Here is a 24190-nt window from a genome sequence, read left to right as displayed (position 1 = left end):
CGTAGGGGAGTGCCCGAACCGTCGTCGTCCGCCTCCTCCGACCCGGCCCGGGCCCCGCTCGACGCCCCGGCGCTGGCCGCCGCGCTGACCTCCGGCAGCGGGCTGTGGCGGTCGCTGGAGGTGGTGGCCGAGATCGGCTCCACCAACGCCGCGCTGCTCGACGCGGCGGCCGGCGACGCCCCCGAGGGGACGGTGCTGGTGGCCGAGCACCAGGTCACCGGCCGGGGCCGGCTGGACCGCACCTGGACCTCCCCGCCGGGCGCGGGGCTCACCGTGTCGGTGCTGCTGCGCCCCGACGTCCCCGCCGCCCGCCGCGGGTGGCTGCCGCTGCTCACCGGCGTCGCGCTGGCCGAGGCCGTGGGCGAGGTGCCCGGCGTGCGGGCCTCGCTGAAGTGGCCCAACGACCTGCTCGCCGCGGACGGCGCCAAGCTGGCCGGGATCCTCGCCGAGGTGGGCGGCGGCGCGGTGGTGGTGGGCGTGGGCCTCAACGTCTCCACCCGCGCCGACGAGCTGCCGGACACCGCCACCTCGCTGGCGCTGGCCGCGGGTCACCCGGTGGACCGGGCGGCGGTGCTGCTCGGCTTCCTGCGCGGTCTGGAGCGCCGTTACCTGCCCTGGACGGCGGCCCTCGGCGACCCGGTCCTCACCGGGCTGGCCCGCGACTACCTGGCCTGGTCCTCGACCGTCGGGTCCCCGGTGGCGGCCACGCTGCCGGACGGGTCGGTGCTGGAGGGGATCGCGGAGTCCGTGGACTGGGACGGCCGGCTCGTCGTCCGGACGGCGGCCGGCACCGTCGCGCTGGCCAGCGGGGACGTGCGACACGTGCGGTGACACTGTCGTCCTGCCGGACGACACCGCGGCCAAGAGCCGTTCCCGACCTGCGGTGAGCCCTGCGTCGTTCCTCGCGGAGGACCTCCGGCCCCCCACTCGTCACGACACCGCGCGGTGACCTGGTGGACGGGTCGCGGTGGGTCATCCTGTCCGCGTGCCGTACCCGGACAAGCTGCTCGCCGACGACGAAGAGGTCCTCCGGCACCTGCACCCGCACTGGCTGACCCTGGCGCGGCCGGTGCTCGTCCTGCTGCTCGTCGTCGGGGGCACCTCCTACGCCGCGGCGCTGGTGCCCTCCAGTCCCGCGCAGGGCACCGTGCGGGCGGCCGTCGCGGGGCTGGCCCTGCTGGTCCTCCTCCTCGCCGTCCTGCGGCCGGTGCTGCGCTGGCGCACCACGCACTACGTCCTCACCACCCACCGGCTGCTGCTGCGCGAGGGCGTGCTCGGCCGCCGCGGCCGCGACATCGCGCTGTCGCGTGTCGCCGACGTCTCCTACCGGCAGACGCTCGGCCAGCGGCTGGTCGGCTCGGGCACGTTGACCATCGACACGGTGGGGGACGGCGGGCCCACGGTGCTCGAGCGGGTGCCCGGCAGCGAGGAGGTCCAGCAGCTGCTGGTCCTGCTGGTCGAGGAGGACGCCGACCGGCGGGAGCGCGAGCGCGTCCCGTCGGTGCACGACGGGGGACCGGGCTGGGGCTGGTGAGGCGGGTGGGACGACGCCTGTCGACTCCTGCCCACCGACCGCGCCGGTCTTCGTCGGGCTTCGGCTGCACGTGACCGTCCCGTGACCCATACGCTCAGGTCGCACACAGGAAGTAGTGACCTGATGACTGGTGGTGACACGTGGTGCGTCCGTCGCACGCTCCGTCGTCCGCGGCCGGCGGGCCGCCCGCTCCGGCGCCGTCGGGGGAGATCCGGGCCCTGACCGGGCTGCGCATCGTCGCCGCCCTGTGGGTGGTCGTCTTCCACTTCTGGTTCACCCCCGGTGACGCCTACCGGGCGGTCTGGGAGCCGCTGGCGCCCCTGGTCAAGACCGGCGCGCTCGGGGTCGACCTGTTCTACGTGCTGAGCGGGTTCGTCATCACGCTGACCTACCTCGACCGGCTGGGCCCGCGACCGGCGGCCCGCGCGGCGGTCGGGTTCTGGTGGGCCCGCATCTGCCGGGTGTGGCCGGTCTACGCGCTGGTCACCACCGCCTTCGGCGGGTGGCTGCTGTACAAGGCGAGCCGGGCTCCCGACGGCTTCCTCGTCTGGCAGAACACCCAGCCCACCGTCACCGTCGGCAGCTGGCTCGAGCAGCTGGCCATGGTGCAGCTGTGGCACCAGCCCGCGTTCGACGGCTCCTCGTGGGTCGGCGCCGCCTGGTCGATCAGCGCGGAGTGGCTGGCCTACGTGTGCTTCCCGCTGCTGGTCCTGCTCCTGTGGCGGCTGCGCGACCTGCCGCCGGTGGTCACCGGCGGCCTCGCCGTCGCCGTGCTGGTCCCCTTCGCCGCCGCCTGCTACTCCACCGGTGACCCGTACTTCGCCTGGAGCTGGCTGGTGCGCATCGGTGGCGGCTTCCTGGCCGGCGCCCTCACCTGCCTGGCGGTGCGGCGGATCCGGGTGACCCCGCGCGTCGAGCGGGTCGCCGCCGGGGTCGCCGTGCTCGCCGTCGTGGAGATCCTGGTCGGGCTCTGGTGGGGCCACTGGCGCGGTCAGGGCACCGCCGAGCACGGCGGGGTCGTCGTCGTGCTGTTCCCCGTCCTGGTCGGGGCGCTCGCGCTGTCCACCCAGGGGCTGAGCCGGGTGCTGTCCCGGGACGCGCTGGTCCACGGTGGCCGGATCTCCTTCAGCCTCTACCTCGTGCACATCCCGCTGTTCGAGATCGCCTGGACGCACATGGAGTGGTGGCCGGCCATCGCGCCCGGCACCGGGCTGTCCGCGCTGCTCGTCCCGCACCTGCTGCTGGCCGCCCTCGTCCTCGCCCACCTGCTGCACCGCTTCGTCGAGGAGCCCAGCCGGCTGTTGCTGCGCGACCGCGGGCCGGGCCGCTGGGCCCGCGGCGACCGCCGGCAGGGGGTCCCGGCCCCCCGGGACGCCGCGGGGCGCCCCGCCGTCCGGCCCGCCCGGGCCGCCGCCGCCCGGACCGCCGTCGCGCTGGGGCCCTCCGCGGTGCTGCCGGTGCCCCGGGTGCGGGCCGACGCCGAGGGCGCCCCCCGCACGGTCCTGTCGGCCCCCTGACCTAGCTTCGCGCCCATGCGGCTGCTGCACACCTCGGACTGGCACCTCGGCCGCACCCTGCACGGCGCGGACCTGCTGCGCGAGCAGGAGGCGGTGCTGTCCGGGCTGGCCGACGCCGTCGTCGCCGAGTCGGTGGACGTCGTGGTCGTGGCCGGTGACGTCTACGACCGGGCGGTGCCGTCGGCGGACGCGACGGCCGTGCTCGACCGGGTGGTCGGCCGGCTGCTGCGGGCGGGGGCACAGGTGGTGCTCACCCCGGGCAACCACGACTCCGCGCGCCGGCTGGGCACCTTCTCCGGCCTGCTCTCCGCGGCCGGCCTGCACGTCCGGGCCGCGACCGACCGGCTCCACGAGCCGGTGCTGCTGCGCGACGAGCACGGGCAGGTGGCGGTCCACGGGCTGCCCTACCTCGAGCCCGAGCTCGCCCGGCACGAGCTGGGTGGGGGCGGGCGGGAAGCCGGCATTGCGCGCTCGCACGAGGCGGTGCTCACCGCGGCGATGGACCGGGTGCGCGCGGACCTCGCCCGCCGTCCCGGCGTGCGGTCGGTGGTCCTGGCGCACGCCTTCGTCGGTGGCGGCGTGCCCAGCGACAGCGAGCGCGACATCTGCGTGGGCGGCGTCGACCTGGTGCCCGCGCCGGTGTTCGACGGGGTCGACTACGTGGCGCTGGGGCACCTGCACCGCCCGCAGACGATCAGCCCGCGGCTGCGCTACAGCGGCTCCCCGCTGGCCTACTCGTTCGGCGAGGCCGGGCAGCAGAAACAGGTGTGGCTGGTCGACCTCGACGCCGCCGGGCTGGCCGGCGTGCGGGCGCTGCCGCTGCCCACGCCGCGCCCGCTGACCGTGCTCACCGGCACCCTGGAGGCCCTGCTGGACGACCCGGCGCACGCCGGCGCCGAGGAGCACTTCGTCTCCGCCCGGCTCACCGACGCCGTCCGCCCGGCCGACCCGATGCGCCGGCTGCAGACCCGGTTCGCGCACTGCGTGCACCTGGAGTGGTCCGGCGGCGGGGCAGGTGACGGGCGCAGCTACCGGGAGCGGCTGCGCGGCCGCAGCGACCTGGAGGTGGCCGGGGAGTTCGTCACGCACGTCCGCGGCGGGGTCGGGGCCAGCGAGGCCGAGCGGGAGCTGCTCGCCCGCGCGCTGGGCGCGGCGGCCCGCGCGGAGGCGGCCCGGTGAGGCTGCACGCCCTGTCGCTGACCGCGTTCGGCCCGTTCGCCGGCACCGAGACCGTCGACGTCGACGCCGTCGCCCGCGACGGGCTGTTCCTGCTGTGGGGGCCGACGGGGGCGGGCAAGACGACGCTGCTCGACGCGGTCGTGTTCGCCCTCTACGGCACCGTCCCGGGCGCGCGCGGCGAGGAGAAGCGGCTGCGCAGCGACCACGCCGACGCCGCCACCCGCACCGAGGTCCGCTGCGAGCTCACCCTCGCCGGGGAGCGGCTGCTCGTCGTCCGCCGGCCGGAGCAGACCCGGCCCAAGAAGCGGGGCAGCGGCGAGACCACCGAGCAGGCCCGGCTGACCGTGCAGCGGTGGGACGGCACCACGTGGGAGCCGGTGAGCACCCGCATCGACGAGGGCTCGGAGCACCTGCGGCTGCGGCTGGGCCTGACCGCCGAGCAGTTCTGCCAGGTGGTGCTGCTGCCGCAGGGTGACTTCGCCCGCTTCCTGCGCGCCGAGCCGGAGGACCGCGCCCGGCTGCTGCGCACCCTGTTCGACGTGGACCGCTTCGCCCGCGCCGAGGACTGGCTGGCCGGTGAGCGGCGCGCGGCCGAGGAGGCCCTGCGCGGCGACCGGCACCGGATCAGCACCCTGCTGCACCGGGTCGCCCAGATCGCCGACGTCGAGGTGCCCGAGGAGCTGGCGCCCGAGCTGGTCGGCGCCCGCCCCGGCGCCTCGGTGGGGGCGTGGCTGCGCGCGGTGCGGGCGCGCGCCGCGGAGCGCCTCACCGCGGCCGGGGCCGACGCCGCGACCGCGGCCGCGGCCGACGCGCGGGTCGACGCCGAGCTCACTGCCGCCCGGGCGCTGGCCGACCGGCACACCCGGCGGGACCGCGCCCGCGCCCGCCTCGAGGAGCTCGCCGCCCGCGAGCCGCAGCTCGCTCCGCTGCGCGCGCGAGCCGACGCCGGCCGCCGCGCCGAGGTGCTGCGCGACGTGCTGGAAGCCGGGGGCCGCGCGGCGCTGGCCGCCGAGGGGGCGCAGGACGCGCGGGAGGAGGCCGAGGCCCGGTGGGCCGCCGTGGGCGACGGCCGCCCCGCCGCCCCGGGGACGGCGCGCGAGCTGCGCGATGCCGCCGCGCACGCCCGGGCCCTGCTGCCCGACGCCGCCCGGGCCGGCGAGCTGGCCGCCGAGGCGGCGCGGCTGACCGGCGAGGTCGACCGGCTGGCGGCGGCCTGCGCCGACGGTGCCCGGGTGGTGGCCGAGGAGCCGGGCCGGGTGGCCGGCGCCCAGGCCCTCCTGGACGCCGCCGTGGCCGCGGCGGCCCGGCTGCCCGGCGTGGTCGCCGCCGAGGAGGCCGCCCGCGGTGCCCTCGACGCCGCCACCCGCGCCGACGCGCTCGCCGGCCGGCTCGAGCGCGCCCGCGCCGGGGCCCACGGCGCCCGGCTGGCCTGGGTCGAGGCGCGGGAGCGGCTGGTGGAGGTGCGCACCGCCCGGCTCGACGGCATGGCCGGCGAGCTCGCCGTCGGCCTGGTCGACGGCGAGGACTGCCCGGTGTGCGGCGCCACCGAGCACCCGCGCCCGGCCCGGCCGGCCCCCACGCCGGTCACCGCCGACGACGAGGAGCACGCCCGCGCCGCCGTCGACGCCGCCGACGAGCGGCGCACCGCGGCCGGCCGCGCCGTGGAGGAGCAGGAGCGCGAGCTCGCGGTGCTCCGGGCGCGCGCCGGTGACGCCGCGGCGGCGGACCTGGCCGCGCAGGCCGCCGCCGCCCGCGCCGAGCACCGGGAGGTGGCAGCGCTGGCCGCCGGGCTGGCCGCCGCCCGCGCCGGGCTGGCCGCCGCCGAGCTGCGCCGCGACGCGGCCGCCACCGCCCTGGCCGCCGACCGCGAGAGGCTGCAGCGGCGCACCGCCGAGCGGGACGCCGCCGAGCACGGGGCCGCCGAGGCCGCGGCCCGCGTGGACGCCGTCCGCGGCGGGGACGCGGACCTGCCGGCCCGCGTCGCGCGGCTGACCGCCGCCGCCGAGCGGTGCGAGGCCGCGGTCGCCGCCGCGGCCGAGGCGGTGCGCGCCCGGGAGGCGGCCGGCGCGGCGCAGACCACCGCGGCGGAGCGGTCGGCGGCCGCCGGCTTCCCCGACGTCCTCGACGCCGCGGCAGCGCTGCTGCCCGCCGGCGAGCTCGCCGCCCTCGACCGCGGGCTGCGCGAGCACGACGAGGCCCGCTCGGTGGCCGCCGCCACGCTCGCCGACCCCGAGCTGGCCGACCTCGGCGAGCGGCCCGACGTCGCGGCGCTGGCCGAGCGCTGCGCCGCGTCGACCGCCGCCCGCGAGCAGGCGGTGACCGCCCTGGACCAGGCCCGCCGGTGCGCCGCGGCGCTCGACGGGCTGGCCGGCGACGTGGTGGCCGCGGAGGAGGAGCTCGCCGGGCGGCACGCCTGGGCCGCGCAGGTCACCGGGCTGGCCGACCTGGTCGCCGGCCGCGGCGCGAACACGCGGCGCATGCGGCTGGAGTCCTTCGTGCTGGCCGCCCGGCTCGAGCAGGTCGCCGAGGTCGCCAGCCGGCGGCTGCAGGAGATGTCCGGCCGGCGCTACACCTTCCGGCACAGCGACGCCCAGGCCCGCCACGGCGCCCGCGGCGGGCTGGGCCTGGACATCTTCGACGAGTACACCGGCACCCGGCGTCCCACCAAGACCCTGTCCGGCGGGGAGAGCTTCATGGCCTCCCTCGCCCTGGCCCTCGGCCTGGCCGACGTGGTCACCGCGGAGGCCGGCGGCATCCAGGTGGACACGCTGTTCGTCGACGAGGGGTTCGGCACCCTCGACGCGCTGGCCCTCGACGCGGTCATGGACGTCCTCGACGAGCTGCGCCGCGGCGGCCGCACGGTCGGCGTCATCAGCCACCTGGAGGAGCTGCGCGCTCGCATCCCCACCCGGCTGGAGGTGGTCACCGGCCGGCACGGGTCCCGGCTGGCCGGCTGACCGGGGCGGTCAGCGTCCGCGGTCGCCGGTGGTGGCCGGGTCCGGGACGGCGACCTCGCCGGCCACGGCGGCGGCCGCCGCAGGAGCGGCGTCCTTGGCCGGGAACACCCACCGGCGGTAGGCCAGGAACCGGATGACCGTCCCCAGCCCGATGGAGAACGCGTTGGCCGCCTGCAGGACCAGCGCGCTGGACTGGTCCAGCGGGTAGCGGACGAACGCCACGATCGCCATCCCCAGCAGCAGCGTGGAGCCGTTCACGAGGGCGAACAGCAGGTACTCCCGGCGCACCCCGGTCCGGGTCCGGTGGGAGAACGACCAGTACCGGTGACCCACGTAGGCCACGGTCATCGCCACCACCGTGGCCAGCAGCTTCGCCGTGACCGCCCCGAGGCCGGCCTGGGCGTAGAGGACCTGGAACAGGCCGAGGTCCAGGGTCAGGGTCAGGCCCCCCACGACGCCGAACGCGCTGACCTCCTTGAGGAGCAGCCGCCACGTCGTGCCGGCGCGGCGCCCCAGCGCCTCCAGTAGACCCACGGGGCCAGCGTAGGAGCCGTCGCCGGGACGGGCCGGACGGAGGGGAGGACCGCCGAGACGCGGGGCGGTCCGCACGTGCCCGGCTCCCGGGTCAGACTCGGACCCATGACCGCGTCCGGATCCTGTGCGGCCCCGACCCGTCGCCCGCTCCGGGCGGCGGCCCTCGCGGTGTGCCTGCTCGTCCTCCTGCCGTCGTGCGGGGACGGGTCGGCCACCCGGGAGGAGCCGGCCGACCCGGCCGCGCAGCCCACCACACCGGCCTCCCCGACGGCCTCCGCACCGGCCTCCGCGTCGGCCTCCGCGCCGGCCTCCGCGCCGACCTCGTCCTCTCCGGCGGCCGAGGGGTCGGCTGCGGCCGAGGGGACCGCCGCGGAACCCGGCGGGCAGGACGACGGGGTCCGGTTCGCCGTGGTCGGCGACTCGATCACCGCGGGCTTCGCGGCGGTGGAGGGCACGACGGTGCGCGACCGGTACTCCTGGATCCCGTTCGCCGACACCACCGGGCAGCTGACCTTCGTCGGGGGCTACGCCGTCCCCGGTGCCACCACGGCGGTCATGCGGGAGGACCTGGTGACCGTGGACGCCGACGTGCTCGTGGTCATGGCCGGCACCAACGACGTCGGCACGGGTGAGCCCTGGGAGACCATCCGGGACAACCTGCTGGCGATCACCGCGGCCGCGGGGACGCCGGTGCTGCTCTCGGCCATCCCGCCCTACGACCAGGTGGCCGAGGAGGTGGTCGCGACCAACGCGCGGCTGGCCGAGCTCGCCGCCGAGCAGGGCTGGGAGTTCGTCGACCCGTGGGCCGACCTGTCCGTCGACGGCGCCTGGCTGCCCGGCACCAGCGAGGACGGCATCCACCCCGTCGAGGAGGTGGTGGCGCTGGTCGGGCAACGGCTGGCCGCCGCCATCCCCGGCGCCGCCGGCTGACCGGTCGTTAGGCTCGGCCACCGTGCCCGCCCGTCCCGACCCCCGCACCGGGCTGCCCGTCGTCGCCATGGTCGGGGGCGGCCAGCTCGCCCGGATGACCCACCAGGCCGCGGTCGCGCTGGGCCAGTCGCTGCGGGTGCTGTCCACCGGCCCGGACGAGTCCGCCGCCCTCGTGGCCGCCGACGTCCGCCTGGGCGACCACCGCGACCTCGACGCCCTGCTCGCGCTGGCCGACGGTGCCACCGTGGTCACCTTCGACCACGAGCACGTGCCCACCGGCCACCTGCGCGCCCTGGAGGCGGCCGGCCACCGGGTGGCGCCCGGCCCCGACGCGCTGGTGCACGCCCAGGACAAGCTGGTGCTGCGCCGCGCGCTGGCCGCGGCCGGGGAGCCGCAGCCGGCCTGGGCGCCGGTGTCCTCGGCCGGGGAGGTCACCGCCTTCGGCGACCGGCACGGCTGGCCGGTGGTGCTCAAGACCCCGCGCGGCGGCTACGACGGCAAGGGCGTCTTCGTGGTGGACGACGCGGCCGCGGCCACCGAGCTGCTGGAGCGGCACGGCACGCTGCTGGCCGAGGAGCGGGTGCCGCTGGTGCGCGAGCTGGCCGCCGTCGTCGCCCGCTCGCCGTTCGGGCAGGTCGCCGTGTGGCCGGTGGTGGAGACCGTGCAGCGCGACGGTGTCTGCGTCGAGGTGGTCGCGCCGGCGCCCGGGCTGGACGAGGAGGTCGCGACCGCCGCCCAGGAGCTCGCGGTGCGGGTGGCCGACCGGGTCGGCGTGGTCGGGGTGCTCGCCGTCGAGCTGTTCCAGACGGCGGACGGCGTCCTGGTCAACGAGCTGGCGATGCGGCCGCACAACTCCGGGCACTGGACCATCGAGGGCTCGCGGACCAGCCAGTTCGAGCAGCACCTGCGCGCCGTCCTGGACTACCCGCTGGGCACCACCACGATGACCGCGCCGGTCGTGGTGATGGCCAACGTGCTCGGCGGGGCGGCCTCCGCCGAGGGCTGGACCGGCCCCGGGCTCGACGAGCGGGTGCACCACCTCATGGCGCACTGGCCGGACGTGAAGCTGCACTGGTACGGCAAGGGCCAGCGCCCCGGCCGCAAGCTCGGCCACGTCACGGCGCTGGGCAGCGACCTGGCGGCGGTGCGCGCCCGCGCGGCCGCGGCCGCCCGCTACCTGGCCGACGGCGAGATCGACCCCGCGTTCGCCTTCGACGACCCCGAGCACTGACCGCCAGGTCCCGCCAATACCGCGATGTTGGCGGGACGCCCGAGCAGCGAGGAGCCCCGCGTGGACCCGGTCGTCGGCAGTGCAGTCGTCGGCATCGTCATGGGCAGCGACTCCGACTGGCCGGTGATGGAGCCCGCGGCGGCCGCGCTGGCCGAGTTCGGCGTCCCGTACGAGGCGCACGTGGTCTCCGCGCACCGCACGCCGCGCCGGATGCTGGAGTACGCCGAGACGGCCGCCGGGCGCGGGCTGCGGGTGATCGTCGCCGGCGCCGGGGGCGCGGCCCACCTGCCCGGCATGGTCGCGGCGGCCACGCCGCTGCCGGTGATCGGCGTGCCGCGCGCGCTGGACCGCCTCGACGGGTTGGACAGCCTGCTGTCGATCGTGCAGATGCCCGCGGGGGTGCCGGTCGCGACGGTCTCCATCGGCGGGGGGCGCAACGCCGGGCTGCTCGCCGTCCGCATCCTCGCCGCGGGCGACCCGCAGCTGCGGGCCGCCGTCGAGCGGTTCCAGGCCGACCTCGCCGCCCAGGTCGCCGCGCGCGACCTCACCCTCCAGGAGCGCCTCACTGCCGACGGGGAGGCCGGCGGCATAGCATCTACCCGTGGGTAACAACGCTGCCGGGCTGTACGCCCTCACCGAGGAGCACGAGGCCGTCCGCGAGGCGGTGCGGGACATCGCCGAACGCGAGATCGCCCCCTACGCCGCCGAGGTGGACGCCGACTCGCGCTTCCCGGTCGAGGCGCAGAAGGCCCTCACCGCGGCCGGCTTCCACGCCACCCACGTCCCGGAGGCCTACGGCGGCGAGGGTGCCGACGCCATCGCGACCTGCATCGTCATCGAGGAGGTCGCCCGGGTCGACGCCAGCGCCTCGCTGATCCCCGCGGTCAACAAGCTCGGCTCGATGCCGGTGATCCTGGCCGGGTCCGAGGAGCTCAAACAGCGGGTGCTGCGCCCGGTCGCCACCGGCGAGGCGATGATCAGCTACGGGCTGTCCGAGCGGGAGGCCGGCTCCGACGCCGCGGCCATGCGCACCCGCGCCCGCCGCGACGGCGACTCCTGGGTGCTCGACGGGACCAAGGCCTGGATCACCAACTCCGGCGTCTCGGAGTGGTACACGATCATGGCGGTCACCGACCCGACGGCGGGGGCCAAGGGCATCTCCGCGTTCGCCGTCCACCGGGACGACCCCGGCTTCGCGGTCGGCCCCAAGGAGCGCAAGATGGGCATCAAGGGGTCGCCCACCTGCGAGCTGTACCTCACCGGCTGCACCATCCCGGCCGACCGCGTCATCGGCGAGCCCGGCACCGGCTTCACCACCGCGCTGCGCACGCTGGACTTCACCCGGCCGACCATCGGCGCCCAGGCCGTCGGCATCGCCCAGGGCGCGCTGGACGCCGCCGTCGCCTACGTCAAGGAGCGCCGGCAGTTCGGCAAGGCGGTGAGCGAGTTCCAGGGCGTGCAGTTCATGCTCGCCGACATGGAGATGCGGATCGAGGCGGCCCGCCACCTGGTCTACGTCGCCGCGGCCGCCGGCGAGCAGGGCCGCCCCGACGTCAGCCGGGTCTCGGCCTCGGCCAAGGCCTTCGCCTCCGACGTCGCCATGCAGGTCACCACGGACGCCGTCCAGCTCTTCGGCGGGGCGGGCTACACGCAGGACTTCCCGGTCGAGCGGATGATGCGCGACGCCAAGATCACCCAGATCTACGAGGGCACCAACCAGGTGCAACGCATGGTGATCGCGAGGTCGCTCCTGAAGTAGGGGGTGGCATCCTCGCGTACACCGCACCCCGGCCATGGGAGCAGGACGTGGAGCCGTTCGGGCAGCACCCGTTCACCGACCCATCCCGTGGACACGACTACGGGATCGTCCCACCCGTGTTTGCGAACCCGAACGACCACGTCCTCGAGCACGAGTGGCATGCCGCCAACGACACCCTCGAGCGGCAACTCCGCACCAGCCGCCAGGCCACCGGGACCACGACAGGTGCCTCACCAGCGCCCTACGAGCCCAACCCGTTCCCGCCGCCACCCTCAGCGACCGCCTGGCTCCTCGGACAGGCCCGCCAGCGGCTCACCGAGCAGCCGGTCACCCCGGACGACCGGTCGGCAGCCGCACGCGTGATCAACGAGCTTCCGGCCGCGAGCGTGCGGGCGAATCGTGAGGCGGTACGGGACCTGCTCCACCTGCTGGGTGACCGCTCCGACCTGGATGCGCGCATGGAGTGGAACACGCACGTCGTCGCGGTCCGAGTCGGCCTGGAAGAGGCTCGACCACCCGCCCGGCCGCCCTCGGTGCCCCTGCAGGAGAAGCGGGGCTGGTGGTCTCGACTGACTGGCCGATCGACCACGTGACCACCAGCGCCCTGGCGCGCACGGCACGAGCTCGCCACCGCAGTCCCCGGAACAGCCGGGGCCCGTCGCGCCCCGCGCCGACCTGCGGTCACCGGCAGCCCGCCCCGGCCGCCGGTGCGCAGCAGGTGCCGGCGCAGCCGCACCCGGCGGGCGGATCTCCTCCGTCCCCACCCGGCCGGACCGGGGCGCAGCAGCCCTCGCCGCGCCAGGCCTGCACCGCCTCGCGCGCGGCGACGGCGGCGACCACCAGGCCGGCGACCGGGTCGGCCCAGGTCCAGCCGAACGCCGCGTTGAGCAGCAGCCCGGTCAGCACCGCGGCGCTCAGCGCCGTGCACAGCGCGGTCTGGGTGCCGTCGGCCACCACCGCGGCCGAGCCCAGCGCCCGGCCGGTGCGCCGCTGCGCCCGGGACAGGACCGGCATGACCAGCAGCGAGGCGACCGTCAGCGCGATGCCGACCCCGGAGCCGTCCGGCTGGGCACCGGTGACCAGCGCCCGCACCGACTCCGCACCCACGTAGGCCGCCAGCAGGCCGAACGCCACGGACATCAGCCGCAGCGCCCGCCGCTCGCGGGTCTCGGGCAGCCGGGCGGAGAACTGCCACAGGACGACGAGGCCGCTGGAGACCTCGATGACGGAGTCCAGGCCGAAGCCGACCAGCGCGACCGACCCGGCGACCAGGCCCGCGGTGATCGCGATCCCGGCCTCCACGGCGTTGTAGGCCACGCTGAACCCGGCGAGCAGGCGCGCGCGGCGCCCCAGCCGGGCGCGGTCCGCAGCGGTCGGCGCCGGGCGGGTGGGTGCCGTGGTCACCGGCCGTCCCCGCCGGTGACCGGGCAGAGCACGACGGCATCCCCGGTCACCGCGAGCAGCCGCTCGGCAGCGGCCAGCACGTCGAGCACCTGGTCCGGGACGGCCAGCGACCACAGGGACGCCCGGCCCTGCGGCCGGGAGGTGGCCACCCCGCAGTCCCGCAGGCAGGCCAGCGCGGCGCTCACCGATGACTGGGCCAGCCCGAGGTGGGCGGTCAGGTCGACCACGCGGTGCTCGCCGAGCAGCAGGTGCCGGATGATCGCCAGCCGGGTCGGGTCCCCGAGGCTGCGGAACAGGCACGCGGCCGCCGAGAGAGCCGCGGCCTCGTCGACCGGCGCGCCACCGGACTCCGCGGCCGCGACGCCCCTGGCTCCGGCGTCCGCCGGTGTCATCGACATGTCCCGATGCTATCGGCCCTTGCCAGAGGTGCCGATGGGTCAGCCGAGGGGCACCGCGGTGGTGGTGCGCCCGCCGTCGCCGGACTCCACCACGCCGTCGGCGGTCACGACGACGACCCGCAGCCCGTCGGGGCCGGCGGTGGCGGCCACGGCCTGCGGCGGGGAGCCGAGCGCCGCTCCCCGCCGCCAGGTGCTGGCGCCGTCCTCGCTGGTCCACACGGTGCCGGCCGGGTCCACGCCCACCGCCGCGCCGCCGGCCCAGGTGACCACCTGCAGCAGGGGCGCTCCCTCGACGGCAGTCCAGGAGGCGCCGCCGTCGGTCGACCGCTGCAGGCCCTCCTGCGTGGTGGCCAGCACGGAGGTCCCGTCCGGTGCCGCGGCGAGCGTGTGCGGCTCGGCCCCGATCGGCAGCTGCTCCCAGGCCCGCCCGTCGCCGCTGCGGACCAGCGAACCGTCGTAGCCGAGCACCCCGGCGTCGCTGACGGTCAGGGCGTGGAAGTCCGACCGTCCCTGCCGGGACACCGGCGTCCAGGTGCGCCCGCCGTCGGTGGACTCGATGAGCCCGACCGGCTGGGGGAGGTCGACCTGCGGACCGGGGTGGCCCGAGGCCAGGTAGTGGTCGGGGCCGACGACGGCGAAGCCCATCAGGTCGATGACCGGTCCCACCGCGACGGGCCCGCCGTCGCCGAGCTCGAGGAGACCGTGGTGGGTGGCCAGCAGGAGCGTGCCGTCCCCGGGGTCGAGTGCGGCGCCGTGCACGTGGGTGAGGTCCAGCACCGACCCGGTGGCCACCGCGGGAGCGGCGTCCGGTGCGGGCCCGGCGCCCGTGCAGCCGGCCAGCGCGACGGTGAGGGCGGTGACGCCGGCGGCCACCGTGCGCAGCGAGGGGGAGGGAGGACGGGACGGGGGCACGGAGGACCTCCGGGGCGTGCGGGGGTGAAGGGACCCCGCGGCGGGGCGGACACCGGTCCACCCCGCCGCGGGTCGGGCTCAGCCGCCGAGCTCGGCCAGCAGCTGCTCCATCTCGGCGATCTCGGCCGTCTGGCTGCCGCGGATCTCCTCGGCCAGCGCGACCGCGTCGGCGTCCTGCCCGTCGGCGACCTCGGTCTCGGCCATCTGCACCGCGCCGCGGTGGTGGGCCAGCATCATCTCGAGGAACGCGCGGTCGAAGTCCGCGCCCGAGGCGTCGGCCAGGGCCGTCACGTCCTCCTCGGACATCATCCCGCCCGCGTCGCCGCCGTGGCCCATGGACCCGTGGTCCGTGCCGGTCGAGCCGGTCTCCTCGGCGCCCCAGGCCGCCAGCCACCCGGAGAGCGTCTCGATCTCCGGTGCCTGGGCGGTCTCGATGCGGGTGGCCAGGTCCTGGACCCGGGGGTCGGCGGCGCGGTCGGCCGCCAGGCGGGCCATCTCCACGGCCTGCTCGTGGTGGGGCAGCATGCCCTGGGCGAAGGCGACGTCGGCCTCGGCCGCCGTGCCCGAGGGGTCGGCCGGCGCGCCGGCCGACGAGTCGGCGGTCGAGCCGGACATCCCGGCCATGCCCTCGTGCCCGGCGCCGCCGGAGCAGCCGGTGAGGAGGAGGGCGCCGGCGAGCAGGGCGCCGGTCAGGCCGGGGAGTCGTGCAGGGGTGTGCGTCACGGGAGTCGTCTCCTGGGTGTGCTGGGTCTGCGGCTGTGGGCGTGCGCGTACCGCCCGCGGCACCGGGTGCCGGGGCGCGGTCGGTCGGCCTAGGTCCGCAGGACGCAGAGGAAGAACGGGTCCGGTGGTCGCAGCGGTGGTGGTGCGGACCGCCGGGGCAGGCGGGCCGGGGCCGTGGTCGGCAGCACCCGTGCCAGCAGCCGGGGTACGGCGAGCCCGAGGAGCACGGCCAGCCCGGCGGCGAGCACCGCCAGGCAGGCGGCCCACAGGTGGCCGGGCAGGTCGGGCCCGTGGCCGGGTGCACCCCCGACGTCTGCCGCGTCGTGGTGCGGCGCGGCCGCGTCCCCCGCCGGTGCCGGGACGCCGGCGGCGGGCGGGGTGGCGGTCAGGGAGGCGGCGAGCTCGACCGGCACCGCCGTGACGTGCACGGCGTGCCCGGCCCCGGCGCCCGCGGCCGGGCCGGTCGCGCCCGCCGGGTCGCACTGCAGCCCGTGCCCCAGGAAGACGGCCGCGAGCAGCAGCACCGCCGCCCAGGTCCGTGCCGCCGTCCCCACCCGGTCGAGGCTACGAGGGCCCGGGCCACGGCGCCGCGGCGCCACCTGCGCGGGCGACGACCACGAACTCGTTGTGGGGGAACAGCCGGCCGACCGGCCGGGGGAACGGGAAGGACGACGACCGCTCCACGGTGAGCCCGAGCTCGGCGGACAGGGCGGCCAGGTCGGCGTCGTCGACGAACCGCACGTGCGTGGGGTCGGAGGCCCAGCCCCGCTCCTGCGGGCAGATGAACACCACCCGGCCGCCCGGCCGGAGCACCGGCAGGTAGCGGCGCACCAGGTCGACGGCCACCTCGTGGTCGACGTGCTCGACGACGTGGGCCAGCAGCAGCGAGTCGAACGCGCCCGGACGGTCGTGCGGGCCGCCGGCGAACTCCTCGGGGGTGCAGGCGCTCAGGCCCCGCTCGCGGGCGATGGCCACCGAGGTCGGGTTGTGGTCCACGCCGAACGCGTTGCCGTCCAGGTGCGCCAGGTTCCGGCCCACGCCGCAGCCGACGTCCAGCACGCGGCCCAGCCCCAGCCGGCGCAGGTTCCACCGGTAGGGGCGCTGCACGTCCAGCCGCTGCTTCCAGCCCGCCCCGGCGAGCGCGACGAGCCGGGCGGCGTAGTCGGCACCGGCCGTGGCCGCCCCGGACCCGCTGGGCGTCCCGGGCAGGTCGCCGGCCGGGGCGGGTCCGCCGGCCGCCGTCGCCTCGACCTCGATGCCGACGGCCTCGACGGCGTCCACCGACGGCGGCGCCCCGGCGTCGACGGAGGCGTACAGGTCGGCGACGTCCTCGTCGGGGAGGACGCCGAGCAGCCGGACGCGCGGGTCGCCGGCCAGCACCCGGCGGACCTCCTCGGCCACGGCCCCGCCGGTCACGTCCCCGGCGTCGCTGCTGACCACGACCCGGTCGCCGCGCCGCAGGGCGTGCCGGCTGGTGACCACCCGCACCCGGTGCCCGCGCCCGGTCAGCCCCTCGGCGACGTCGCGGGCCACGGCGGTCAGCCCGCCGACGGCGGGCGGGTGCTGGTCCAGCACGACCAGCAGGTCCAGCGGCGGGGTCATCCTCGGGGTGCTCCTCGGGTGGGTGGGTGGGGACGGCAGGGGACGGCGGGGGCCCGCGCTCACCGTCGGCACGCGTCCAGGCCCAGGACCCCGGCGACGGCGCCCTCGGGGCAGGACAGGTACTGCGCCCAGATCGACGGGGGGCTGTCCAGCCGCTCCAGGAACGCGGGGACCGACTCGTCCCAGCGCTGTTCGCGGTCCGGAGGCGGGTCGGCGAAGGCGCTGCGCACCTCCGCGACACCGGTGGGGACCGACAGCGCCACGGCGGTGGCCGCGACGACGGTGACCGCGACCCGCGCGTTCGGGCCGCCCGGCCGGGCCCACGCGCGGAGCACGCCGAGCCAGGCCAGCAGACCGAGCGCCATGAGGGCCGGCAGCGAGGCGCGCATCGCCAGGTCGTTGAACTCCCCGAGGCTGACCAGCGGCAGGACGACGAGGAGGAGCAGCACGGGCAGCAGGGCCGACGCCAGCCGGCCGGCCAGGCAGGCCAGGACGACCCACAGCGCCACCTCCAGGCCGAGGAACAGCAGCAGGCCCGCCGGGCCGATCCCCGACGCGGTCAGCACCTGCCCGCCGCTCGGGATGGCCAGGAAGACCGCCACGGGGAGCAGCGCGGCCCCCAGGCAGACCTCCACCCACAGGGACCGCCACCGCAGCGCGACCCGCTGCGCGGCGAGCCGGAGCAGCAGCGCGCCCAGGAGCACCACGCCCCCGATCACCGCGAACGGCGACCACAGCGCCGACAGCCCGACGGCGAACAGCAGCGCCCGGCCGTCCCGCCACTGCCGGGCCGACCAGCCCTGGACGAACAGCGTCCCGATGAACCACGACGGGAGGGCGTGCTGGGGTACCCAGCGCAGCGCGGTGACGTTGCCGCTGTACTCCAGGACGACGCCGGTGTTCCACATCCACACCTCGGGGGCGACCGGGTCCCCGGGCACCAGGAGGCCGCCCAGCAGGTCCGCGCCGCCGACGGTCACCAGCACCACCGCCGCCGCGACGGCCCGTCGCCCGGCCGGGAAGCAGGACCCGACGAGCGCGAGCAGCAGCGCGTACCCGAGGGCCATCCAGGCGAACAGCGCGAGGTGCGCGGCGAGGACGGACCCGCCCACCACCTTCGCCGCCGCCGCGGCCGGCAGGTAGAAGCCGAAGCTGTAGACCAGCGAGGCGCCCCCGACGCCCTCGTAGGTCACCGGCCACGGCATCGTGGCGAGGTCGTGCAGCAGGGCGTTGTGCTTGTGCCAGTCCGAGCTGGCGGTCACGAGGCCGAGGGGCCCGGCGAGGGCGGCGAGCACGAGGGCCAGCGCGACGACGGCGAGGACCTCACCGCGGGTGAACCGCACGAGCGCGGGTGGCGCGGCCGAGCGGTCGGGGGAGTGCCGGGCGCGGGCGGCGGCGACCAGCGCGACTCCGAGCAGCGCGCCGCCCAGCAGGGCCACGGGGCTGCGCAGGTACCCGGCGAAGAGCAGCCCCGGCAGGCCCAGGTAGGCCAGGACGGCGGTGACCAGGGTGCCCCGGCGGACGGCGACGGCCCGCGGCGCGGCCGACTCGGCAGCATCCACGGCGGCCGACCCGGGCTCCCCGGCCCGGCCCGCGGTACCTCGTGTCACGTCGTCCCCGTCCTGTTCCCGCCCCACCCGCCGGCGCGCCGCCGGACCCCGGACGGTCAGCGGAAGTACTGCTGGACCACCCGGCGGGCCATGGCCACCGCGTAGTTCTGCCCCCGGTCCTGCGGGTACACCTGCGACATCGTGGCCAGCACGACCCCGGGCATCGACGTCTCATGTGGCGGGATGGACGCCCGGTACTCGGGGGTGACCACCGGCTGGGCGAACGGCGCCCGGGAGAAGTGCCAGTCCTGCACCCACGACAGGTCGAAGTCGGGGTTGAGCCGGCGCAGCCACGGCACGTACTGCTCGAGCAGCTCGGCCGGGTCGGTGGTGAACCGCCAGTCGTCGCGCGGCACGTAGTTGCCGACGTAGACGACGTGCCGGCCGCCGTACTCCGCGGGCGGGACCAGCCGGGTGTGCTCGACGACGGCGAGGAACGGCGACGCCGGGTCGTTGACGTTGAGCCAGTAGTAGGGGATGACGCTGCGGTCGCACTCGAGCACGAAGCAGGTCGCGCCGAGGTACTCGTTGCGGTGCAGGACGTCGTCCGCCGGCGCGCCGGTCGCCTGGGCGAAGGCCGGCTGGGGGACGGTGACCAGCACCTTGTCGTACTCGTAGCGGGCGCCGTCCTCGGTGCGGACCTCCACCGGCCCGGCCGGGTCGGGCTGGGCGATGGACGCCAGCCGCTTGCCGAACTCGACCTTGCCCCCGTGCTCCTGCACCGAGCGCAGCAGCCCGGTGTAGACCTGGTCGAAGCCGCCGTCGAGGTAGCCGAGCTCGAAGGTGCGGAAGTGCACCCGCGCCCACAGCCAGGCCATCGAGATCTCCGGGGCCCGCGCGCCGAACTTGCCGATGAGCAGCGGCTCCCAGATGACCTCGGTGGCCCGCCGACCGGCCCAGCGGCGCACCCACGCCAGCGCCCGGCGGTCGCCCAGCCGCTCGCCGCGGCGGATTGCCTTGAGCGCCGCCGACGAGGCGCCGAACCGGATCCGCTCCAGCAGGCTCAGCGGCGGGAAGCGCAGCATGTCCGCGGGGGTGGAGAAGTCGTGCATCACACCGTCGTGGTAGATGCCGGTCGTGGTCTTGTGGAAGCGCAGCTTCTCGGCGAGCCCGAGCTCCTCGACCAACCCGATGACGTCCCGGTCGGTCCGGAAGACGTGGTGGTAGTACCGCTCCAGCGGGGTGCCCTGCACGGTGAGCGAGCCGGCCAGGCCGCCGAGCTCGTCGGCCCCCTCCAGGACGGTGACCTCGTGGCCGTCGCGCACCAGGTCGGAGGCCGCGGTCAGGCCCGTCGCGCCGGCACCGATGACGCCGATCTTCATCCGAAGCTCCATCTCTTGTTGACCGTGAACTGCAGGACCGCGACGACCGGCATGGAGGCGACCTTGACGATGTTCGCGTCGACGCCCAGCCACGAGTGGAAGACGAGGAGCAGCACCGCCACGAGTCCCATCCCGAGCAGGCCCACCGTGTAGAAGCGGGCGAACCGGCGGAGCATGCCGTCGCGCTTGCGGAAGTTGAGGTAGCTGTTCAGCAGGAAGTTGTTGGTGATCCCGGCCGACGTGCTCAGCGCGGTGGCGACCTGCTCGTGCACCCCCAGGGCGTTGTACAGCGCCAGGAACAGCACGAGGTCCAGCAGGACGCCGGAGACCCCGATCAGCTGGTAGAGGACGAAGCTCCGGTGCCGCGCCCAGAGCTCAGCCCTCGGACTCCGCACCCTGCCCTCGACCCCGGCCACGCTGCACCACCTCCTGCACCACGTAGAGGGGGCGGCCCTGCACCTCGGTGTAGATCCGGCCGACGTAGGCGCCGATCACGCCGAGGGAGAGCATCTGCACGCCACCCAGGAACAGCACCATGATCATCAGCAGCGTCCAGCCGGGCACCGAGATCTCCGGCAGCAGCAGCCGCAGCGCCAGCGCGTAGAGGATGCCCAGCAGCGACAGGACCACCGTCACCAGGCCCAGGCGGGTGATCCACTTCAGCGGGACGGTGGAGAAGCTGGTCACGCCGTCCGCGGCGAGCCGGACCATCTTCGCCAGCGGGTAGTTCGTCGTCCCCGTCGTCCGCTCGTCGCGGTCGAACGGCACCGCCACCTGCCGGAACCCCAGCGAGGCGACGAGCCCCCGGACGAACCGGTTGCGCTCCCGGTGGGCGCGCAGCACGTCGGTCGCCGCCCGGTCCATGAGCCGGAAGTCGCCGGTGTCGACCGGGATGTCGATGTCGGCGAAGCGGTGCAGGATCCGGTAGTAGGCGTGCGCGGTGAGGCGCTTGAGGGCGCCGTCCTTGCGCGTGCGGCGCTGGCCGTAGGCGATCTGCGCACCGGCCTCCCACGCCTCGATCAGCTGCAGGCTCACCTCCGGCGGGTCCTGCAGGTCGGTGTCCATGACGATGACCGCGTCGCCCCGGGCGTGGTCCAGGCCCGCGGTGATCGCCATCTGGTGCCCGAAGTTCCGGGAGAAGTTGAGCACCGTCACGGCCCGGTCGGACTCCGCGATCTCCTCCAGGACGGCCAGCGAGCGGTCGCGGGAGCCGTCGTTCACGTAGACGAACTCGACGTCGAGGTCTGGACGGGTGGCCACGGCGGCCGACAGCCGGTCGTGGAACTCCCGGATGCCGTCCTGCTCGTTGTAGACGGGCAGCACGTAGGAGACCAGCCTCCGGCCGGGGGGTGAGCCGGTGCCCGGCCGTGCCTGGGCGGCGTCGGTCCGGACGGCAGGCTCGGTCCGGCCGGCGGGGTCGGTTCGGGTGGCGGGGTCGGTTCGGGTGGCGGGGTCGGTTCGGGTGGCAGGGTCGGTTCGGGTGGCGGGGGTCGCCATCGCGGGCTCCTGGTGGGTCGGACTCGGGCGGGCGGGGAGGTCGAGCCCCCCGGGACGGGGCGCGCGGGGCGGGCTAACGGTCGCCCTCCCAGCCCCAGAGCGGAGTCGTGGTGGTCACGCGGTCGTAGGCGTCCCGGTCGATGCCGTGGTCGAGCAGCACGACCCGTCCCCACTCCTCCTGCGGGGCACCGACCAGCCGGCTGGGCACCTCCCGGCCGTCGGCGAGGGTGACGCCGGCGAAGCTCCCGCCCTGGTCGGTGCGGTAGGTGATGTCGGAGATGGCGGCGTAGTCGGGCGGGGCGGCGAGGAGCACCTCGGGGGTCTGCGCCAGGCCGTCGGACACCACGGGCAGGTCCTGCACGCACGGCACGTGCCAGGCCAGCGGCCAGTCGACCAGCACGTCCCCGCGACCGGCGAGGAAGGTCTGCAGGTCCTCGGCCGTGCGCACCCGCGGGCCGGTGACGGCCAGCCAGCCCCCGACGTCCGTGGCCGCGTCGGAGGCGACCACCCGGACCCGGTCCGCGGCGGCGGGGACGTCGTCCGCGGCGACGGCGAGCGGGCGCCAGGTGGGGGCGCCGACCGGGCCGTCGTCGAGGCCGCGGCGGCCGACCGCTGTCACGCCCGCGTCCTCCTCGGCGCGGCCGAACTCGACCTCCAGGCGGTTGGCGCCGCCGGTGCGCCCGGCGGCGGTGACGGCGAGGTCCTGGTCGCCGTCCAGGGCCGGCAGGGGGAACCACGGGCTGACCAGCGTGCCGGTGGCCAGTTCGCCGCCGACCAGGCTGCCCCAGACGGGGGGAGCCGGCCGGGACCCGGCCGGTTCCGGCGGCGGGAAGTCCCCGGGGTAGCCGTCCCCGGCGGCGAACCCGTCGAGGGACGCCGCGTCCCCGATCGGGCGCAGCGGGCCGCCGGGGGCGTCGACCAGCACCTCCACGGCCTCGCCCAGCCCGCAGCTGCCCCCGGCCAGCGTCTGCAGGTTCACCGCGGTGAGGGAGTAGCTGCCGGCCTCGGCCTGCCGCAGCGGGGCCACGGTGAACCCGACCAGCAGCAGGGTGACCGAGGCCAGCAGGGCCGCCGCGGCGACCAGCACCGGGGCCACGAGCACCGCGGACGCCGGCCTGCCCGGGCCCCGCCGCCGCCACCGGCCCACCGCGACCGCCACGAGGGCCGCGGGCACCAGCCAGACCACGGGGTTGTCCAGCGGCACCCCCAGCGGGCGCACCGGCACCTCCCGGTAGGACACGCCGTACCCGGAGGCGAGGAACCAGGTGTTGGTGGCGGAGAAGGACAGCGCGGCGGCCAGGGCGAGCAGCACGGCGCCGACCAGCCCGGTGCCCGCGACCACCCGGTCGCGCGGGCGGTCGCGGGCGACCTGCAGCAGCAGCGCGCCGGCGACGACGAGCAGCGGCACCCCGACCCCGGCCACCGCGCCGAAGTGGTGCGACCACTTCGACGGCGTGATGGCGAGCAGCGCGAAGGACAGCGCCGCCGACGCGGTGAGCAGGTGCACGTCGCGGAACCCCTGCACCGCCCGCACCCGGCGGGCGACGAGCAGGCCGACGAGCAGCACCGCCACCAGGGTCAGGAGCACCGGCAGCCGCTTGGTCGCCGAACCCTGGTTGCCGCCGCCGAGCAGGGCGGCGTAGCGCACCGGCTCCTCGAACCAGGAGAAGCTCGGGCCGATCAGCGTGTGCAGCTCGGTGGCCTTGGCCACGCCGTGCCAGGACTGGTCGGCGAACATCACCACCAGCCCGCTGCTGGCGGCGCAGGCCAGCAGGGCGGCGAGGCCGGCGGTCGAGGCCCAGGAGCGGCCGGTGGTGCCGTCCGCGGTGCGCAGCACCCGCCAGATCCGCGGCAGGAACACCAGCACCGGCGCGAGGACGACGACGCTGGACGGGGTGACCGACAGGGACAGCCCGGCCACCAGGGCGGCCGCACCCAGCGCCGGCAGCGGCCGGCGGGCACCGGGCCCGGTGGCCCGCAGCAGCAGGGCCAGGACGGCCGCCGCGGCCAGGGCCACGAACGGCTCGGGGCGCAGCCCGGTGTTGTAGGGCAGCCACCAGCCGAGGAAGCACAGCGCCGTCAGCACCGGGACGAGGCGGCTGCGGCCCTCCCGCGGCAGCACCGCGCCGAGCACCCCGCGGCTGACGACGAACCACGTCGCGACACCCACCAGGTAGCTGGGCAGTCGCAGCCACAGCGGCTCGGCGCTGAGCGCCATGATCGGCGCCAGCACCTGCTGGACCAGCGTGAACGGGGCCTCCGACGCGTTGGCCCAGTGGTAGTAGTTACCGATGTCCCCGCTGACCAGGCCGTTGCGGATGGTCATCGAGGCGTAGCCGTCGTCGTCGGTCTGCGGGGCGATGACGACCCACGCGGTGAGGGCGAGCAGCACGGCGGCGTCGCACGCGGCCCGGAGTGCGCGGCCGGGGACGGGCTGGCGGGTCGCGCGCGGGCCGGCCGGGCGGGGCGCCCACCGCGCCAGCAGGACCAGCGCGGTGAGCACCAGCAGCACGTGGCCGGCGGTCATCGCCGACTTCACGGCGCTGGGCCGGCTCTCGAACCAGGTCCGCGTGCGGGCGGTCACCGTCGTCCCGGCGGCCTCCTCCGGCGTCAGGTCCGTGGTGAACGCGAACACCTCAGGCACCGGCTCCAGCGGCAGCACCGTGGGGGGGCCTGCGCCGGTGGACACCGTCGTGGCCGTGTCGTCGGAGTCCACCCGGACGTCGCAGCCGGTCGGCGCGGGCGACGTCGTCTGCACGAGGCGGCCGTTCAGCAGCACCCGCAGCTCGCCGGAGCCGGCGTCCACCACGAGCCCGGGCGCCGGGCCCCCGTCGCGGACGATCGTGGTCGCCAGCAGGGTGGTGCGCTCCGGGGCGCCGACCGCCGCCTGCACCGCGGCGCACGGGACCTCCGCGGACAGCTCCGCGGGCCGGTAGGGCACGAAGTAGGCGGTGGTGGACGCCGGCAGCTCGCCCTGGGCCGGCCAGCTCACCACGGTGCGGTCGGCCACCACCGGCGCCAGGGGCAGCGCCACGGCAAGCCCCACCCCGAGCAGCCCGACCACGAGCGCCACGACGGCCC

At 76.7% G+C, this 24190-nt stretch carries 22 protein-coding genes; 10 read left to right on the top strand and 12 right to left on the bottom strand.

Annotated features, from left to right (window positions below; all coding sequences use genetic code 11):
• The first annotated feature begins 9 nt into the window (after nt 1-9).
• From RTG05_RS17750 to RTG05_RS17730, 5 genes are all read left to right on the top strand, one after another.
• Nucleotides 10-831, top strand: a complete 822-nt coding sequence (locus RTG05_RS17750) for a biotin--[acetyl-CoA-carboxylase] ligase (protein WP_166526219.1) — start codon at nt 10-12, stop codon at nt 829-831.
• Nucleotides 832-985: 154 nt separating this feature from the next.
• On the top strand, nt 986-1534 hold the full coding sequence (locus tag RTG05_RS17745) for a PH domain-containing protein (RefSeq protein WP_166526218.1): 549 nt from the start codon (nt 986-988) through the stop codon (nt 1532-1534).
• Nucleotides 1535-1677: 143 nt separating this feature from the next.
• Nucleotides 1678-3051, top strand: a complete 1374-nt coding sequence (locus RTG05_RS17740) for an acyltransferase family protein (RefSeq protein WP_315912016.1) — start codon at nt 1678-1680, stop codon at nt 3049-3051.
• A gap of 15 nt (nt 3052-3066) precedes the next feature.
• The gene (locus RTG05_RS17735) at nt 3067-4230 is read left to right on the top strand and encodes an exonuclease SbcCD subunit D (RefSeq protein WP_166526216.1); all 1164 of its coding nucleotides are present in this window, start codon (nt 3067-3069) and stop codon (nt 4228-4230) included.
• Nucleotides 4227-7187, top strand: coding sequence for an AAA family ATPase (locus RTG05_RS17730; protein ID WP_166526215.1), 2961 nt, complete (start codon nt 4227-4229; stop codon nt 7185-7187). Before RTG05_RS17735 ends, RTG05_RS17730 begins: the two co-directional genes overlap by 4 nt.
• A gap of 9 nt (nt 7188-7196) precedes the next feature.
• Here RTG05_RS17730 and RTG05_RS17725 read toward each other — a convergent pair whose 3' ends face one another.
• Nucleotides 7197-7721, bottom strand: a complete 525-nt coding sequence (locus RTG05_RS17725; protein WP_315912015.1) for a GtrA family protein — start codon at nt 7719-7721, stop codon at nt 7197-7199.
• Nucleotides 7722-7826: 105 nt separating this feature from the next.
• On the opposite strand from RTG05_RS17725, the gene RTG05_RS17720 reads away from it, so the two are divergent.
• From RTG05_RS17720 to RTG05_RS17700, 5 genes are all read left to right on the top strand, one after another.
• Nucleotides 7827-8651, top strand: coding sequence for an SGNH/GDSL hydrolase family protein (locus RTG05_RS17720; RefSeq protein WP_166526214.1), 825 nt, complete (start codon nt 7827-7829; stop codon nt 8649-8651).
• Nucleotides 8652-8673: 22 nt separating this feature from the next.
• On the top strand, nt 8674-9882 hold the full coding sequence (locus tag RTG05_RS17715) for a 5-(carboxyamino)imidazole ribonucleotide synthase (RefSeq protein ID WP_315912014.1): 1209 nt from the start codon (nt 8674-8676) through the stop codon (nt 9880-9882).
• A 99-nt stretch (nt 9883-9981) separates the two neighbouring features.
• Nucleotides 9982-10491: a 5-(carboxyamino)imidazole ribonucleotide mutase gene (purE, locus tag RTG05_RS17710; RefSeq protein ID WP_166529258.1), complete on the top strand. Its 510-nt coding sequence runs from the start codon at nt 9982-9984 to the stop codon at nt 10489-10491.
• The gene (locus RTG05_RS17705) at nt 10484-11641 is read left to right on the top strand and encodes an acyl-CoA dehydrogenase family protein (RefSeq protein ID WP_166526213.1); all 1158 of its coding nucleotides are present in this window, start codon (nt 10484-10486) and stop codon (nt 11639-11641) included. The genes purE and RTG05_RS17705 overlap by 8 nt, the downstream gene beginning before the upstream one ends.
• A 47-nt stretch (nt 11642-11688) precedes the next feature.
• Nucleotides 11689-12234 carry a hypothetical protein gene (locus tag RTG05_RS17700; protein WP_166526212.1) on the top strand — a complete coding sequence of 182 codons (546 nt, stop codon included), beginning with the start codon at nt 11689-11691 and terminating at the stop codon, nt 12232-12234.
• A gap of 88 nt (nt 12235-12322) precedes the next feature.
• Here RTG05_RS17700 and RTG05_RS17695 read toward each other — a convergent pair whose 3' ends face one another.
• The 11 genes from RTG05_RS17695 to RTG05_RS17645 form a co-directional block, all read right to left on the bottom strand.
• Entirely contained in the window at nt 12323-13045 is a 723-nt protein-coding gene (locus RTG05_RS17695) for a cation diffusion facilitator family transporter (RefSeq protein ID WP_208104637.1), read from the bottom strand.
• A complete protein-coding gene (locus RTG05_RS17690; protein ID WP_396349645.1) occupies nt 13042-13437 on the bottom strand; it encodes an ArsR/SmtB family transcription factor in 396 nt (131 codons plus the stop codon). The genes RTG05_RS17695 and RTG05_RS17690 overlap by 4 nt, the downstream gene beginning before the upstream one ends.
• A gap of 45 nt (nt 13438-13482) precedes the next feature.
• Entirely contained in the window at nt 13483-14355 is an 873-nt protein-coding gene (locus tag RTG05_RS17685) for a F510_1955 family glycosylhydrolase (RefSeq protein ID WP_315912012.1), read from the bottom strand.
• Nucleotides 14356-14433: 78 nt separating this feature from the next.
• Complete coding sequence (locus RTG05_RS17680; protein ID WP_315912011.1) at nt 14434-15078, bottom strand: DUF305 domain-containing protein; 645 nt, start codon at nt 15076-15078, stop codon at nt 14434-14436.
• An 89-nt stretch (nt 15079-15167) separates the two neighbouring features.
• On the bottom strand, nt 15168-15632 hold the full coding sequence (locus RTG05_RS17675) for a hypothetical protein (protein ID WP_166526208.1): 465 nt from the start codon (nt 15630-15632) through the stop codon (nt 15168-15170).
• A gap of 10 nt (nt 15633-15642) precedes the next feature.
• Nucleotides 15643-16680, bottom strand: coding sequence for a class I SAM-dependent methyltransferase (locus RTG05_RS17670; protein ID WP_208104636.1), 1038 nt, complete (start codon nt 16678-16680; stop codon nt 15643-15645).
• A 59-nt stretch (nt 16681-16739) separates the two neighbouring features.
• Nucleotides 16740-18242 (bottom strand): hypothetical protein, encoded by a 1503-nt coding sequence (locus RTG05_RS17665; protein WP_166526207.1) that lies wholly within the window; start codon nt 18240-18242, stop codon nt 16740-16742.
• 104 nt (nt 18243-18346) lie between these two features.
• Nucleotides 18347-19612 (bottom strand): NAD(P)/FAD-dependent oxidoreductase, encoded by a 1266-nt coding sequence (locus RTG05_RS17660; protein ID WP_166526206.1) that lies wholly within the window; start codon nt 19610-19612, stop codon nt 18347-18349.
• A complete protein-coding gene (locus tag RTG05_RS17655; protein WP_166526205.1) occupies nt 19609-20007 on the bottom strand; it encodes a GtrA family protein in 399 nt (132 codons plus the stop codon). Before RTG05_RS17655 ends, RTG05_RS17660 begins: the two co-directional genes overlap by 4 nt.
• Nucleotides 19988-20935, bottom strand: a complete 948-nt coding sequence (locus RTG05_RS17650; protein WP_208104635.1) for a glycosyltransferase family 2 protein — start codon at nt 20933-20935, stop codon at nt 19988-19990. Before RTG05_RS17650 ends, RTG05_RS17655 begins: the two co-directional genes overlap by 20 nt.
• Before the next feature lie 247 nt (nt 20936-21182).
• Nucleotides 21183-24143 (bottom strand): arabinosyltransferase domain-containing protein, encoded by a 2961-nt coding sequence (locus tag RTG05_RS17645; RefSeq protein ID WP_315912010.1) that lies wholly within the window; start codon nt 24141-24143, stop codon nt 21183-21185.
• Between the last annotated feature and the right edge of the window lie 47 nt (nt 24144-24190).

Source organism: Geodermatophilus sp. DSM 44513 (genome assembly GCF_032460525.1).
Taxonomy (GTDB): domain Bacteria; phylum Actinomycetota; class Actinomycetes; order Mycobacteriales; family Geodermatophilaceae; genus Geodermatophilus.
Note: the sequence above shows the minus strand (reverse complement) of the source record. Positions and strands in the feature narration are given on the sequence as shown.